The organism is Micromonospora inaquosa (genome assembly GCF_003857055.1).
GTDB lineage: Bacteria > Actinomycetota > Actinomycetes > Mycobacteriales > Micromonosporaceae > Micromonospora > Micromonospora inaquosa.
Genome location: NZ_QGSZ01000363.1, coordinates 1 through 14,218 on the forward strand (window position 1 = coordinate 1; position 14,218 = coordinate 14,218).

The 14,218-nt window shown below is 69.7% G+C and carries 17 protein-coding genes and 1 pseudogene; 8 read left to right on the forward strand and 10 right to left on the reverse strand.

The window, feature by feature from the left end; translation table 11 throughout:
* Positions 1 to 174 precede the first annotated feature (174 nt).
* The 3 genes and pseudogenes from DLJ59_RS32945 (at position 175) to DLJ59_RS38375 (ending at position 3,129) form a co-directional block, all read left to right on the forward strand.
* Positions 175 to 1,896: a cation-translocating P-type ATPase gene (locus tag DLJ59_RS32945; RefSeq protein WP_124777996.1), complete on the forward strand. Its 1,722-nt coding sequence runs from the start codon at positions 175 to 177 to the stop codon at positions 1,894 to 1,896.
* Between the two features lie 19 nt (positions 1,897 to 1,915).
* Positions 1,916 to 2,746, forward strand: a pseudogene (locus DLJ59_RS38405) (glycoside hydrolase family 65 protein); the annotation flags it as partial.
* Between the two features lie 80 nt (positions 2,747 to 2,826).
* Positions 2,827 to 3,129 carry a glycosyl hydrolase family 65 domain-containing protein gene (locus tag DLJ59_RS38375; RefSeq protein ID WP_425271478.1) on the forward strand — a complete coding sequence of 101 codons (303 nt, stop codon included), beginning with the start codon at positions 2,827 to 2,829 and terminating at the stop codon, positions 3,127 to 3,129.
* On the opposite strand, the gene DLJ59_RS32970 is transcribed toward DLJ59_RS38375, so the two are convergent.
* The 7 genes from DLJ59_RS32970 to DLJ59_RS33000 all read right to left on the reverse strand — a co-directional run bounded on the left by DLJ59_RS32970 (position 3,102) and on the right by DLJ59_RS33000 (position 7,940).
* A complete protein-coding gene (locus DLJ59_RS32970) occupies positions 3,102 to 4,007 on the reverse strand; it encodes a universal stress protein (protein ID WP_244236357.1) in 906 nt (301 codons plus the stop codon). The genes DLJ59_RS38375 and DLJ59_RS32970 overlap by 28 nt on opposite strands.
* 96 nt (positions 4,008 to 4,103) lie before the next feature.
* On the reverse strand, positions 4,104 to 4,982 hold the full coding sequence (locus DLJ59_RS32975) for a universal stress protein (protein WP_124778004.1): 879 nt from the start codon (positions 4,980 to 4,982) through the stop codon (positions 4,104 to 4,106).
* Positions 4,979 to 5,566 carry an FAD-dependent oxidoreductase gene (locus DLJ59_RS37990; RefSeq protein ID WP_279635795.1) on the reverse strand — a complete coding sequence of 196 codons (588 nt, stop codon included), beginning with the start codon at positions 5,564 to 5,566 and terminating at the stop codon, positions 4,979 to 4,981. The genes DLJ59_RS32975 and DLJ59_RS37990 overlap by 4 nt, the downstream gene beginning before the upstream one ends.
* A 61-nt stretch (positions 5,567 to 5,627) precedes the next feature.
* The gene (locus tag DLJ59_RS32985) at positions 5,628 to 6,062 is read right to left on the reverse strand and encodes a cupin domain-containing protein (protein ID WP_124778006.1); all 435 of its coding nucleotides are present in this window, start codon (positions 6,060 to 6,062) and stop codon (positions 5,628 to 5,630) included.
* Between the two features lie 9 nt (positions 6,063 to 6,071).
* Complete coding sequence (locus tag DLJ59_RS32990) at positions 6,072 to 6,509, reverse strand: STAS domain-containing protein (RefSeq protein WP_124778008.1); 438 nt, start codon at positions 6,507 to 6,509, stop codon at positions 6,072 to 6,074.
* A gap of 78 nt (positions 6,510 to 6,587) precedes the next feature.
* A complete protein-coding gene (locus DLJ59_RS32995) occupies positions 6,588 to 6,908 on the reverse strand; it encodes a TraR/DksA family transcriptional regulator (RefSeq protein WP_244236358.1) in 321 nt (106 codons plus the stop codon).
* A 588-nt stretch (positions 6,909 to 7,496) separates the two neighbouring features.
* Positions 7,497 to 7,940: an OsmC family peroxiredoxin gene (locus DLJ59_RS33000; protein ID WP_124778010.1), complete on the reverse strand. Its 444-nt coding sequence runs from the start codon at positions 7,938 to 7,940 to the stop codon at positions 7,497 to 7,499.
* A gap of 670 nt (positions 7,941 to 8,610) precedes the next feature.
* Between DLJ59_RS33000 and DLJ59_RS33005 the strand changes: the two genes are divergently transcribed.
* The 4 genes from DLJ59_RS33005 to DLJ59_RS33020 all read left to right on the forward strand — a co-directional run bounded on the left by DLJ59_RS33005 (position 8,611) and on the right by DLJ59_RS33020 (position 10,771).
* On the forward strand, positions 8,611 to 9,075 hold the full coding sequence (locus DLJ59_RS33005; RefSeq protein ID WP_124778012.1) for a DUF488 domain-containing protein: 465 nt from the start codon (positions 8,611 to 8,613) through the stop codon (positions 9,073 to 9,075).
* Complete coding sequence (locus DLJ59_RS33010) at positions 9,072 to 10,085, forward strand: Acg family FMN-binding oxidoreductase (protein WP_124778014.1); 1,014 nt, start codon at positions 9,072 to 9,074, stop codon at positions 10,083 to 10,085. The genes DLJ59_RS33005 and DLJ59_RS33010 overlap by 4 nt, the downstream gene beginning before the upstream one ends.
* A gap of 228 nt (positions 10,086 to 10,313) precedes the next feature.
* On the forward strand, positions 10,314 to 10,571 hold the full coding sequence (locus tag DLJ59_RS33015) for a hypothetical protein (RefSeq protein ID WP_124778016.1): 258 nt from the start codon (positions 10,314 to 10,316) through the stop codon (positions 10,569 to 10,571).
* Positions 10,572 to 10,573: 2 nt separating this feature from the next.
* Positions 10,574 to 10,771 carry a hypothetical protein gene (locus DLJ59_RS33020; RefSeq protein ID WP_124778018.1) on the forward strand — a complete coding sequence of 66 codons (198 nt, stop codon included), beginning with the start codon at positions 10,574 to 10,576 and terminating at the stop codon, positions 10,769 to 10,771.
* Positions 10,772 to 10,832: 61 nt separating this feature from the next.
* Here DLJ59_RS33020 and DLJ59_RS33025 read toward each other — a convergent pair whose 3' ends face one another.
* The 3 genes from DLJ59_RS33025 to DLJ59_RS33035 all read right to left on the reverse strand — a co-directional run bounded on the left by DLJ59_RS33025 (position 10,833) and on the right by DLJ59_RS33035 (position 13,466).
* Positions 10,833 to 12,065, reverse strand: coding sequence for a globin domain-containing protein (locus DLJ59_RS33025; RefSeq protein WP_124778020.1), 1,233 nt, complete (start codon positions 12,063 to 12,065; stop codon positions 10,833 to 10,835).
* Between the two features lie 28 nt (positions 12,066 to 12,093).
* The gene (locus DLJ59_RS33030; protein WP_124778022.1) at positions 12,094 to 12,522 is read right to left on the reverse strand and encodes an RrF2 family transcriptional regulator; all 429 of its coding nucleotides are present in this window, start codon (positions 12,520 to 12,522) and stop codon (positions 12,094 to 12,096) included.
* 518 nt (positions 12,523 to 13,040) lie between these two features.
* Positions 13,041 to 13,466, reverse strand: coding sequence for a DNA-3-methyladenine glycosylase family protein (locus DLJ59_RS33035; RefSeq protein WP_124778024.1), 426 nt, complete (start codon positions 13,464 to 13,466; stop codon positions 13,041 to 13,043).
* 152 nt (positions 13,467 to 13,618) lie between these two features.
* On the opposite strand from DLJ59_RS33035, the gene DLJ59_RS33040 reads away from it, so the two are divergent.
* On the forward strand, positions 13,619 to 14,218 hold a 600-nt coding region (locus tag DLJ59_RS33040), incomplete at its 3' end, for a transposase (protein WP_208648917.1).

Genomic DNA, 14,218 nt, shown 5'->3' on the forward strand with positions numbered 1-14,218 from the left:
ATGCTCGGCCTCACCCGCCTGCGCCTGCAAAACGCAACCCACCGTGACGAACAAGGCGCCCACCACGACACCTGACCTCTGCAAGATCAGCCGTACTCACCTCTGCACTCCAACGAGTACCCCGACACCACGCAGATCTGCACCGACAAGACAGGCACACTGACGCTCAACCAGATGACCGCCCGGGAGATGCTGCTCGCCGGCCGCCGCTTCACAGCATCCGGCCAGGGCTACGCGACCGACGGACGGATCCGCACGACCGACGGGTCACCGCTGCCGGACACGCTCAACCACGCGCTGCTCGCCATGGCGTTATGCAGCGACGCGGTGCTGCGCGACGGCGACGTGGTCGGCGACCCCACCGAAGGCGCCCTGGTGGTCCTCGCGGAAAAGGGCGGCATCGACGTCGCGGCGTTACGCGCGGAACGTCCCCGGGTCCTGGAGATCCCGTTCGACTCCGACTACAAGTTCATGGCCACCTTCCACCACTGGACCGACGACCAGGACGAGGAGGTGGTGCGCTGCTTCGTCAAGGGCGCCCCGGACGTGCTATCCGCCCGCGCCGACCGCTATCTGGGCGAGTCCGCCATCGTGGCATTCGACGCCGCCGCACAGGCCAGATACGAGCGGGTCAACGGGGAACTGGCCGCGCAGGGCATGCGGGTGATGGCTATCGGCGTGGAGGACTTCCCGGCTGCGGGATTCGACCCCGTGGAAGACCCGAAGGACATGCTCGACCGGGTGGTGCTCGTCGCCCTCGTCGGTATCGTCGATCCGCCGCGTCCCGAGGCGCGCCAGGCCATCGCCGAGTGCCGCAGCGCCGGCATCCGGGTGCGGATGATCACCGGCGACCACGCCGTCACGGCCGCGGCCATCGCCGGGGAACTCGGCATCCCCGGGCAGGCGGTGACCGGGGCCGACCTAGACGCGATCGACGACGACGCCCTCCTCGCCCGCCGGCTGGACGACATCGGGGTGATCGCACGGGTCTCACCCAGCCACAAGATGCGGATCGTGCGGGTGTTGCAGGACCGCGGCGACGTGGTCGCGATGACCGGCGACGGCGTCAACGACGCCCCCGCGCTGCGCAAGGCCGACATCGGTGTCGCGATGGGATTGACCGGCACGGAGGTAACCAAGGAAGCCGCGACGATGGTCCTCACCGACGACAACTTCGCCACCATCGTCGCCGCTGTCCGCGAGGGCCGCGGCGTGTATGCGAACATCGTCAGCTTCACCCGCTTCCAGGTCTCCACCGCTTTGAGTTTCGTCGCGACGTTCCTGATCGCGTCGCTGACCGGCATCGCCGGCGGTGCCCCGTTCACCGCGCTGCAGATCCTGTTCGTCAATCTGGTCATGGACGGACCACCCGCGATGTCACTCGGTGTCGAACCGGTCAGCGCGGACGCCATGAGCCGGCCGCCGCGACCCCGTCACGAACGGATCCTCAACCGGCAGCGGCTGCTACGGATCGGGCTGGCCAGCACGGTGATGGCCGCCGGCACCCTCGCCGTGCTGGCGTGGGCCCCCGGACCCGCCCCCACCACCGCCGGCCAGGCCAGCGTCGCCGGCACCATGGCGTTCGTGACATTCGTGTTCTTCCAGGCGTTCAACCTACTCAACGTCCGGCACGACACCCGCAGCGCGTTTCGCCGTGAGACCCTCGAAAACCGGTCGGCGTTCGTGGCCACCGCGACCGTGGTCGCCTTGTTGGTGCTGCTCGTGGAGATGGACGTCCTGCACGGCTCGTTCACCACCACCGATCTGACGTCCGGACAGTGGCTGACCTGCGCCACGGTCGGCGCCACCATCCTGATCGCCGGTGAGCTGGTCAAGGGCGTCCTGCGCCGCCAGGCCCGGCAGGCACGCCGGCAGACCACGGAGGTTCCCGCATGAGCAGCGAGCCCCTTTCCCGGTGGGGCCGTGGCTAGTCCGCGAGCCGGCCTGGAACCCGAAACTGCTGGCCCAGACGGAGTCGGTGTTCGCCCTCGCCAACGGCCATCTCGGGCTGCGCGGCAACCTCGACGAGGGCGAACCGCACAGCATCCCGGCAGTTATCTCAACGGCGTCTACGAGCAGCGCCCGCTGCGGGTGTCACCGGCCGGCCGGCGGGCGGGTTGCGGATCGGCAGCACCCCGCTGGTGTCCTTCACCCAGCGGGCGGTCGCCGCGATCGACTACACGGTCGAGGCCGTTGACTCGAATCTGCGGATCACCGTGCAGTCGGGCCTGGTCGCCAACGAGGCCCAGCCGCAGACCTCCGGCGATCCCCGCGTCGCCGCAGTTTTGGACGGCCCCTGGCCGCCGTGGAACAGGACACCCGAGCAGCACGGCACGGTGCCGCTGCACCGCACCGGGCCAGCGGCGTGCTGATCGCGGCCGGCATGGACCACGAGATCACCGCGGCGGGGCGACTACGACGAAGAAGCCGACGTCCGCGAGGGCTGGCCCGCACCACCGTGGTCACCGTCTTACGTGCTGGCCAGCAACTACATGTCGTCATATATCTCGGGTACGGGTGGAGCGCGACCGCTCGCCGCAGGCGCTCCCCGATCAGGCCGCGGGCCGCTGCCGACACGCTGCGCCGGCGGCGCAGCGCTCTCGGCCTGGCGCGGCGAAGGGCCCGCACGCTCGGACTGTCCGGGGCGGCGTTCCCCTGGCGGACCATCCGCGGCGAGGAATGCTCGGCGTATTGGCCGGCCGGCGCCGCGGCGCTGCACCTCAATGCCGTCGTCGCCCGGACGGTCGACCTCTAACGGCAGGTCGCCGGTGATGCCTGTGTGGAAGGCGACTGCGGGTCGTCGGCCGTCGTCGAGGACTTGGCGGGCTGCGCCAGCATCCCGGCGTGCTGGCCTTGGCGCCGCGGCTGCCCGCCGGCGTCACCCGGCTGAGGTTCCGGATCCGGCACAGCGGCCTGCGCCTGCGCGTCGACGCCGACCACGACATCGTCCAGCTTCGCACTGCGCGACGGCTCCGATGCCCGGTTGCCGGTGCTGCTCTACGGCGAGCAGGTCGACGTCGGCGCCGTCGTACCCCTCGGGCCGGTACTGCCCGAGCCTCGGCAGCCCGCCGGACGAGCCCTCGACTCATGGCATCGCCGTCTCACGACACATCCGGCGACGTGACGTGAGGCACGACCATGATCGGCCGGTGCGCGTGGTGCACGGTCGCCACGGCCACACTGCCGAGCAGGGCTTCGCGGACCGCAGATCTTCCGCGTGAGCCCACCACCACCAGCGCCGCCCGCCGGTGCCGCGCGTGGCCGGCCAGCGTTTCGGCCACGGCGCGCGCCGCCGTGGCGTGGCGCCCGTGCGCCGCGAGCGGGATCACGTCATGGCTGCCGGCGGACGGCGTGTGCTGGTCGCCCTGATTGACGCTGGCTAGCTCCACGGTTCGCGTGGGGAACAGCCGTGCCACCGCGGCGAGTGCCGCCTGTGCGCCGGCGGAGCCGTCCCATCCGATGATGATCGGGCCGTCGGTCACGTCCGCCCGCTCCGCCATGAGCAGTGGGTGGGGGAGGACGAGCACGGGGCGTGCGGCGTAGTGCACAACCATGTCGGAGACGCTGCCCAGGACGGCTTTGGCGCCGCCCAGCCCGCGGGAACCGACCACGATCAGGTCGGGGTCGAGTTTCTCCGCGACCTGGGTGAGGTGCACGCCCTCGCCGCCGTAGGTGCGTTCGACCAACGTGTGCGCGTCCCAGTCGGCGGCGACGGCGAGGGTGGCGCCCATCGCGGCGAGGCGATGTGCCTCGCCGGCGCCTTCCCGCTCGATAGCGTCGACGAACTCGTTGACGGCGGCGGCGCCTTTCCATAGCCGCTGACGCAACGGCTCGCTCGCGAACGGTGGTGTCCAGAGGTGACCGATCCAGGCCTCCGCCTCAGGGAGCAGAGCGGCGCCGATCTCGATGGCCGCGCTGGCCGATTGTGATCCGTCGTAGCCCACCAGGATCCGGGTGGTGGGCGTCTCGGACATCGATCCTGAACTCGGCTGTACGGTAATGGTCATTTCTTTGCTCCTCATCCAGGTGGAATCGGGGTGCATGCGGCAATCGTGCGGGCCACACGCTGGCGTTGTCTGCCCCCAGCCTGTTCCCGGGCCTCGTCAGGTCGCCTGTTTAGGGTGGACGATCATCACCGGGCAGTCGGCGTGGTGCAGTAGCTGCTGACCGACCGATCCGAGCAGGCTGCCGACCAACGCGCCGTGGCCGCGGCTGCCGACGATCAGCAGAGTCGCCTCGCGGGACACGTCGATCAAATTCTTCGCCGGGCTACCGGGGCCGATGAGGGTCTTCACCCGCACTGCGGGGTACTTGTCCCGCCACGGCGCGAGTGTCGCTTCGAGGTCGCGGGCCGCGTCTCGCGAGGCCGCGTCCGGGTCGTAGGGCAACGGTGGCACACCCATTTCGTACGGTGGCGTCGGCACCGGGTAGCTGCGAACGGCGAGCAGCCCGCAACCGCGCCGCTGCGCCTGGTCGAATCCCAGTGCGAGGGCGCGCTGCGCCGAGGCCGAGCCGTCGACGCCGACCGTGATCGGACCGGATGGGGTTTCGCGTCGGCCGCCACGGACGACCACGACGGGACAGGTCGCGTGGGTGACGACCTGCTGGCTGACCGAGCCGAGCAGCAGGCTGGCGAAGCCGCCGCGTCCGCGGTTGCCGACCACGAGCATCGCCGCGCTGCGAGCAGCGTCCAGCAGGATGGAGATCGGGTCGCCGATCACCGCGGCGCCGGAGACCTCGATGCCCGGTTCGCAGGTGCGGGCCTCGGCGGCGGCCGCGGCTGCCATCTGATCGAACTGCTGCGCGATGGCGTCCGGCAGTTCTGCCACGCCGTCGAACGCTTCGGCCGGCCCGTTCCACGTGTAGGCGGTGAGGATCTTCAATGGGACGCCGTGGAGGCGGGCCTCGGCGGCTGCCCATCGCACTGCGGTCCTGCTCTGCTCGGAGCCGTCGCTGCCGACGACGATGTCGGGATGTCTCATCTCTGCCTCCAGATCGGGCAACGGTTGTGGGTGTTTCGTTGCGACGAACGATGTCCGACGGTGGTCGTCGCCACCGGTTGCTGGGCGAGCGACTCCCGGGCGCCTTGAAGGGTTGCGGTTTGCGTCGTGCCGCCCGACGCGACGGGTTCGAGGCCGCCGTTGGTTCCCCAGCCAACGGTTGGTATGTGACGTGTGTCAGGGCAGCCGTGGGGTGTAGCCGCCGCGGTCGAGGACGTCGTTGGAGCCTTCGAAGATGGGGAAGATCCGGCTGTCGCGTAGCGCCTTGGCTGCCGGGAGTCGGCCATGTAGGCCTGTCCGCCGAGCAGTTGGAAGACCCGGTTGGCGGCGTACCAGTAGAACTCGCTGCCGGCGATCTTGGCGCCGGGTTCGGTCAGGGCGAACCCGGCGAGTTTGCGGCCGGCGGCCAGATCCGGCAGGAACCGAGCTTTCTTGGACAGCGGCGGCCGCTCATAGGGCCGTTCGGGTTCTTCACCGAGCAGCACGATCTCGCCGCCGAAGCCGGTCTCCCGCAGCGTCTGCGCGGCCTTCGCCCCGGCCAGCCCTGCCCCGACGATCACGAACACGTGTGGGTCTTTCATCGACTTCTCTCCTTGCGATGCGTCGTCGTGGCTCGGTCTTCGGTGGCTAGGGCAGCGGTGCGTTCACGGGCCAGCGGCGGCGCCCGCGCTGGTGATGACGCTGGTAGGAATCGGGCAGGTCGGGGTTCATCCGGTTAGCCGGAGTCGGTATCGTTCGTTTGGCGACGGTGAGCAGCAGGGCCGCGTCCTCCAGGGCTGTCACCGAGTGTCGAACGTCGGGCACGATGAGTAGCTGACCGGTCGATACGTCGGTGGTGTCGTCGCCGGCCGTGACCCGCACCCGCCCGCGTAGCACCTGCACGGTCGCCTCGCCCGGGTGGTCGTGCTCCTCGATCCGTTGGCCGCAGGCCAACGCGATCACGCTTTGGTAGAGCAGGTGCGGACGTCCGCCATCAATGGTGCGCATGTTGCGGCGGCTCGACGCGTTGAGCGCGCGGCTCAGCAGTCCATCGGCGAGCGCCGTCAACGACCATTTCTCCATCACCAGCTCCTATCCGTGCGGCAAGGCGTCAACACCGGCGGTCGACGGTGTCGCCGCACCCCGCCGGTCGTCGCGGTGGCGCCGGGATCGGCGTGACCGCGCTGCTCGGGTGGTCTCCGGTGCCGGCTGCGGGTGCCGCCCGGTGAGGGCGGTGAAGACGCCGGTGAGTTCCAGGACGCGGCGGACTTGACGCTGCGGGTTGACCACCGTGTAGCGGTGTCCCCGGCTGACGGCGGTGTTGCGGCCGACCACCAGCGCGCCGATACCGGCGCAGTCCAGGAACGTCACCCGGGCCAGGTCGACGACCACGGCGATCCGGTCCGGCGTCTGCAGGGTGTCCTGAAGGGCTGATACCAGCGCGTCGACGGCGCCCATGTCCACGTCGCCGGCGAGGGCAAGCGTGACCAGGCCGTCGTCACGGTGATGTCGAGTCAACGAGAAACGCATGAAGGCCTCCGGGCGGTGTGCCGATGTCCTGTCGCGTGCATCGTCGTGCGGTGGCACTCGTCGTCGGTGCCGGTGGTGTCAGCCGGTCTGCCTGCGCTGGCACGGCACGCAGAACCGGGCATGCGGCAGGATCTCCAGTCGTTGCAGCGCAATGTCGGCCGTGCAGCGTTCGCAGCTGCCGTAGCTGCCCTCGGCCATGCGACGCAGCGCGTGAGCGGTGTCGGACACCGCCTGGCGGGCCGACGCGATGAGCGCGGCGAGAGTGTCGTGGTCGTAGCCGCCGCGGCTCCGCTGCCGGCTGCGCACGGTGAGCTCGGCGAGTTGGTCGGTGCTCCGTTGGAACTGCTCCTCCAAGCTGGTGCGGAGCAGGTCGATCGGATCCTGCACGGTGCTGGTCACCTCAATGGTCCTTTCACAGCTCGAGTAGCGGCTACGGATGCCAACCACCGCCAGACCGGCTGGGTGGGTGTGGCACTGCCACGGGGCGCGGTGGCCATCTACGGTGACTTCCACCCGCGGTGAAGGGCTGCCGGCTCAGCGCATAGACGGCGAGTGGGCGCGGCGTGGACACCGTGCTCGACGTTCCACAGCCGAGTCCCGCCACTGTCATGATCGCCGGTCGATGTCGGATGCGACCGGCGCGTCCCGGGGCAACCGGACGGTCGAACACCGTTCCTCGGGGCGGCCGCACGCGGCCCGCTGCCAGGGTCAGGATGTGACTTATCACCGTCGGCCTCCCGGCTCGTTCCAGAACAACCACCGTCTGTCCAGCCTGTGCCGCCCTGAACGCGATGGCAGCGGGCCGCACCGGTCAACACCAAGGCGCGTGGTTGCCGACCGTCCGCAAGCACGGGACCCTCAGCACCCGGCCCTCAGTGCCACCGCCCGGGATGCGACCCCGACAACGGGTTCGGCCTAACCAGGTCCGCCGCCCGCACGGCCAATCATGTCGAGGTGGTTCGCCGCCGCCTGGGTGACTGGCGTGAATCAGCTCGGCTGCAGGGTGGCTTCGACGCTGATCCGAGCACCGGCGAACAGCCGTGAGACGGGGCACAATGCGGCCGCCTCGTCCACTACCTTCTGAAAGCCTGCCGCGTCGAGCCCGGGCACCCAGCCGTCCACGCGCAGCGTGGAGGACACGATGGTCGGTACGCCGTCGACGTCGTCCAGGGTCACCGTTGCCGCGACGTTGAGGCGATCCGGTGGCGTGTGGGCCTTGCCGAGCAGCAGCGTGAGTGCCATCGCGAAGCAGGACGAGTGAGCGGCGCCAACCAATTCCTCGGGACTGGTCTTGCCGCCGGGCGTCTCCGTGCGCGCCGCCCAGGTCACGTCCAGCCCGTCGAGTGCGTCGCTCCCCGAGCGGATCACTCCGCCGCCGGCGGTCAACGAGCCTTCCCAGGTCGTTTCTGCGGTTCGTTGGGCAATACTCATCTGCGACTCCTCAAGTATCGATGCGGTGACGGGTGACGGGGCTGCGCGGCATGGAACTGTTGGATCGTGGCCACGTGGCCCTCGTTCTGCCCTGTTGATGGACACTGACCTGCAGCGACGACCGCCGGCCGGACCACTCTGTTATCGAGCCGACATCGCCTCGATCACCATCAATGATTGCCGTCGGTCCGGTCCGGCACAGGTGCCGCCGCCGGTCAGGTCGGGTGCCGCAACTTGCCGATGCTCGGCACTACGGCGCTCACGACACCGCGGCGCGGGCCAGCGAATCGGACGGTCGCCTACACCACCAATCCCGTCAACCTCTGGCCGGCCAGCCCTCGTCGGGTCTGCCGACGCCCCGTGGACGTGGCCGGCACACGGAACTCGCACCCGATCATCGCTCGCGTTTCGCGCGGAGCCGCCGGACCGATCCCCCGCCGCGGTGATCGGCCTCCGCCTGGCCCCTTCCGGTGAGACACCACCAGGTCGAGCTGATGCCGGGGTAGGGCAACCATGGCGCCCGGCGTTGCCGGGACCCGGCAATCTGTCACCGCGGTAGGTGCTGGCCACACACCTGTCCCGCGATGAGGGCATGGCGCGAGCATTGCGACGACACCTCGCACCGCGGTCCGTGTGGCAATCCGCGAGCGATCCCCATCGAGGAGGATCCATGAAAAGGCAGGTAAGGCTCCGCCGGGTCTACGATGATCCCTCACCCGATGACGGCGCCCGGGTGCTGGTCGACCGGGTGTGGCCACGCGGTCTGACCAAGGCTGCGGTCCATCTCGATGAGTGGGTGAAGGACATCGCGCCGTCCACGCCGCTGCGCCGCTGGTACGGCCACCGACCGGAACGGTTCACCGAGTTCCGGGACCGCTACCTGGTCGAACTCCGCGACGCCCGACCAGCAGCCGCCATCGACCGGCTCCGGGAACTGACCCGCACGAGGACCGTCACGCTGCTGACGGCCACCCGAGACGTCGAGCACAGCCAGGCAGCCGTCCTGAGTGACCTTCTACGCGGCGCCCGAACAGCCCGTGACCCGGCGCCGGAGGCGCCTGGTTCGACCCCACGCCGCCGCCGGGTGAACGTCGGCGGTCCGCCGCATACGGACGCTCAGGGGGCCCGAGCATGAGACACGAGGCGACGGCGGTCGACCGGCCGCCCGCTGTCGCGTTCACCGACGCCGCTACCGCGGCCGGGAACGCGCCGTCGATCCTCAACACCCAACCGTGGCTGTGGCGGGTACACCCGGAACGACTGGACCTGTTCGCCACCCGCAGCCGCCAGCTGACGGCCGGAGACCCTCAGGGCCGGCAGCTGATGCTCAGCTGCGGGGCCGCGCTGCACCACGCCCGGATCGCACTCGCCGCTGACGGCTGGTCGGCGCACGTGGCCCGGCTACCGGAAGCAAACGATCCGGACCTGCTGGCCACGCTCGTGATGCACGGCCGGACGCCGGTGACGATGGAGGCCCTGCGCCTGGCGCACGCGATACGCATCCGGCACACCGACCGGCGGCCGGTGAGCGAGCGGTCCATACCCGAGGTGGGGTTGCGGGCTATCGCGGCCGCGGCCTGCGCGGAAGGCAGCCTGCACATCCTCTCCTCCGACAACGTGGCGGAGCTGGGTTCCGCGGCAGGCCGGGCCGCGACGGTGGAAGCCGGCGACCCGCAGATCGCCGCGGAACTGACCTACTGGACCGGCCGTGCCCGGCTGTCGGGCGCCGGCCTCCCCGACAGTGTGCTGCCCGAGCACCCCACGCAGACCACCGTGCCCAGCCGCGACTTCGGCCGGCCCGGGACGCTGCCGGTCGGCGCCGGGCACGACCGAGCCGCGGTCTACGCGCTGCTGTTCGGCGACGGTGACGGACCGCAGGACTGGCTGCGTGCCGGAGAGGCACTGTCGGCGGCCTGGTTGACCGCCACCACCATCGGCGTGTCAGTGGTACCGCTCAACGGTGTCGTCGAGGTCGCCGCCACCTGGCACACCCTGCGGCACCTGCTCGCCGGCCTCGGCCACCCGTACCTCGCTCTGCGGCTGGGGATCGCCGATCCGGAACAGCACGGGCCGCCACCGCGAACACCGCGGCTTGCTGTCACGCAGGTGATCGACACCTCCGCGGTGCCCTCGGACCAGCTCTGATCCCACGCGCACCGGGGGTGTCGCCACTCGTCGACACCAGATCTCTTGGCCCTCGACGCGTTTCACTCGAGTTGCGTACGTGGGCAGCCGGGTTCAGCGGTAGCTCGAGTTCGCCCGTCCCGCTCAACCGTTACGAAGGCGACCGATGGGAGATCCTGCGATGCAGTACGCACGCGACGGCGCGATGTCCGCTCTGGTCCTTGGTTTCTTCGCGTCCTGCTGGTTCGGGTGGGCGCAGGAGAAGCCTCCGCCGGGTGGCGGTCACCGCTGATCGTGGGCGCGGTGCTGAGTTTGATCGTCGCCGTGGTCGGTGCGGTGTACGTGTGGCGGAATTGCTCAGGTGGTTCGGCGCTGGGTGAACCGGGTGCCATGCGCCGGTACGCCATCTTCGTCGGCGTCGAGTTCGGCATCGCCGCGGTAGGCGCCGCCGTGATCGCCCTCTGCGGAGGCGGCGAGCACATCGCCGCGTGGTCTGCCTGGTGGTAGGCGTGCACTTCTGGCCGATGTCACCGGTCCTGAAAAGCCGGTCCCTGGTGGCGCTGGGGGCGCTGTTGACTGGTGTCGCGGTCGGAGCCGTCCTCCTCTCCCGAACTACCGCCGTCGTCACGAGTGCCATCACGGGGGCGGGGGCCGGGCTGGCCCTGCTCGGCTTCGCCAGCTGGGCTGCGCTGTCGGCCATCGCGTAGTCCGAGCGGGCCGGAACTGCGGCTACGCCGCCGACCCGCTCCACCCGTGAGTTCGGCGCGTTCAGGCCGTGGTAGCCAATTGGGCGGTCGCGCGCTTCGGCGTGGCGCGCCACTGTTCGGAGCCGAAGACCTCGTAGCGGATCTGGCCATCGCTGATCCCGCGGCGGTGCAGCCCAGCCCGGACGCTCTGCATGAACGGCACCGGGCCGCACAGGTAGACCTCGGAGCCGGGGTGCAGCGGGATGACGTCGGTGTCGACGAAACCGTGGTACGCGTCCGGGACGTCGCTCGCCTGCTCGTACCAGACGAAGGTGGTGCAAGACGTCAGCCGCGAGCCGTGGCCGGTCATTTCCAGGCGCAGCGGGTGGCGGTCGGCGCTGCGGTCGGCGTGCACGATCGTGACCTGCCGGGTCGGCTGGGTACGGGCCACGTGGTCCAGGATCGCGGCCATCGGGGTGATGCCCACCCCGGCGCTGACCAGGACGAGCGGCGCCGCGCTGTCGCGCAGGGTGAGGTCGCCGTACGGGTGGCTCAGCCGCAGCCGGTCGCCGGCGTCGACCTGGTCGTGCAGGAAGGTCGAAACCACGCCGTCCGGGGCGCCATCGCTGCCGCGTACCCTCCGCACCGTGATCCGCAGGGTGCCGCCGGTGGCCGCCTGGGAGAGCGAGTACTGCCGCAGTTGGCGGCTGCCGTCCGGCAAGTCGGCGGCGACGGTCACATACTGGCCCGGCAGGAAAGCGGGGGCCGGGAGCCCGTCGACGGGGGTCAGGATGAACGACATCGTGTCGTGCGCTTCGGCGATCTTCTTCGCTACCAGGTAGTCGCGCCACGGGTCGGCGCCATCCACCCCGGCTTCGGCATACAGACGGGCCTCGCGGCCGATAAGCCGAGCGGCGAAGAGCCAGTAGACCTCGTCCCAGGCGGCGGCCACCGCGGGGGTGACCGCGTCGCCCAGCGTCGCGCCGACCGCGCCCATCAGGTAGCGACCGACCATCGTGTACTGCTCCGGGCGGATGCCCAGCGCGCAGTGCCGCTGCGCAATGCGCTCCACGATGTGGTCGAAGACCACGCTCTTCGGGCCCGCGCCGACCAGGTGCGCGGCGAAGGCCGCGACCGCGCCGGCCAGGGCGCTGCGTTGCTCACCGGTGGCCTGCGCACTACGGCTGAACAGGTCGAGCAACTCCGGATTCTCGTCGAGCATCGTCTCGTAGAAGGTGCCGGAGATCTGGTCGAGGTGCTTGCCGACGACCGGCAGGGTGGCCTCGATGACCGGGGCGCTGGTGGCAGAGAGCATCGGTTTCTCCTGGTGACGGATGGAACGGTCAGCGCCGGCCGAGACTGAGCAGTACTTGCCGGGCGGGCGGGGCGATCAGATCGCCGACGGTGATCGGGTCGAGTGTGGCGTAGAACGCCTCTTGGGCGCGGCGCAGCGCCCCGCGCAGCAGACAGTCCCGGCTCAGCGGGCAGGCCTGCTCGCCCTCGCAGTCGACGACCTCGGTATCGCCCTCCAGCTTCCGGACTAGCCCGCCGATCGACGCGGTGTGCGCGATGCCGGCGAGGCGCACCCCGCCGCTGCGGCCCCGAACGGTCTCCAGCAGCCCCAGATGCTGCAGTCGCTGCACCACCTTGGCCAGGTGGTGCCGCGGCACCGCGAGCACCTCGGCCAGCTCGTCGATGGTCAGCCGGTCGTCGCGCACCGCGCTGAGCATGAGGATGCGAAGACTGATGTCCGTGGATCTGTTGAGCCGCACGAACCGACCCTACCGATAAGAGGACTCTCAAAGTCATCTTTATGAGCGGTGTCACGGCGATGGGACCCGAAGGCCCGACGGTCGCTGGGACATGCCGTCGCCAGGATCCCCCGTTCGGGCAGTGGATGGACTGCGTGAGGTGATCACCGCCGGATGACTTTGGTCTCGCCCCGCATCGATGTTCCGACGAATGCGCCGACCGCCAGCCTCAAACCTGGAAACCTGGCCGGGGCGGCGCTGTTGCCCGCCCGGGAACCGCGATCGTGTAGGGATTTTCGTCCTGCACCACGTCGATGCTGCCGGCGATCCTGCTGCGGACCGCCACCTCCGGTGCCGGACGTTGTCGTGCAACGCTGCCCCGGCCCACTCGGCGCGGTACTCATTGGCGAACCCCCGTCCCACACTGATCGTGAGCATGACCCCGATGACCACGGGCGTCGGTGTGCTCACCGACGAAGTAGGACACGACGGCCGCGGCAGTCAGCAGTCTCGGCTGGTCAGCTGGGTGGCGGCAGGGGTCATAGCGCGCCGTTCGCGCGCAGTTTGTCCAGTAGCAGGTGAAAGTAGACGAGGCCCTCGTAGGGACGCCACGGAGATGTCAACTGCTGGATACGATCGTAGGTCGGCTTGCCGGCGAGGTGGAACAATCGTTGCAGGTTGTTCTGCGCCCCGACGTCGTCGCCCGGGAAGGTGTCCAGCCTTCCGAGTCCTCGCAGCAGTACATACTCCGCGGACCACCGGCCGATGCCGTGCACGCGCGACAGCGCGGCGACAGCCTGGTCGTTGTTCAAGCCCTCAAGCCGCTCCAGATCCACACTCGTGTCGACGACATGGACGGCGAGCTGCTGGATCGCCCGCGCCTTCTGGCGGCTGAACCCGAGCTCGCGGATCGCTTCCTCGCCCACGTCGGCCAGGTTGGCCGCTGCGGGGAATGCGTGCCGCACACCATCGTGGCTGTGACAGGTTCGTTCGGCCCCACCCTGACGGCTTGATCTGGCCCCACCTGGTGTTCGGGCGGATGGTTGTGACGGCTTGATGTGGCCCCACCTTTTGTTGGGGATGGGAAGATCGTCGCGACACCTGCCGAGGAGGCCCGTTGGGGTCGTCCAAGGTGGAGTTGTTCGAGGCGATTCGCCGTGACCGGCGGGTCGACAGCTTGTCGATCAGGGCGTTAGCCGAACGGCATGGAGTGCATCGACGCACCGTTCGCCAGGCCTTGGACAACGCGGATCCGTTGCCCCGCAAGACGCCGGTGCGACGCTCGGCGCGGCTCGATCCGTTGAAGAGGTTGATCGACGCGATGCTGCAAGCCGACCTCGACGCTCCTCGCAAGCAGCGTCATACGGCCCGGCGGGTCCTGGCCCGGCTGGTCGACGAACACGGCGTTGTCGACCTGTCCTACTCGACGGTTCGTGACTACGTGGCCCTGCGGCGGCCTCAGATCGCAGCCGAAGCAGGTCGTGGATTGGAGACCGCGTTCGTGTTGCAGACACATCTTCCAGGGGCAGAGGCCGAGGTCGATTTCGGTGATGTCTGGGTCCGCCTGGCCGGCGTGATGACCAAGTGTTTCCTGTTCACACTCCGGTTGTCCTACTCCGGCAAGGCCGTGCACCGGGTATTCGCCTCGCAGGGACAGGAGGCGTTCATCGAGGGCCACCTGCACGCGTTCGCCGTCCTCGGAGGCGTCCCGACCGGG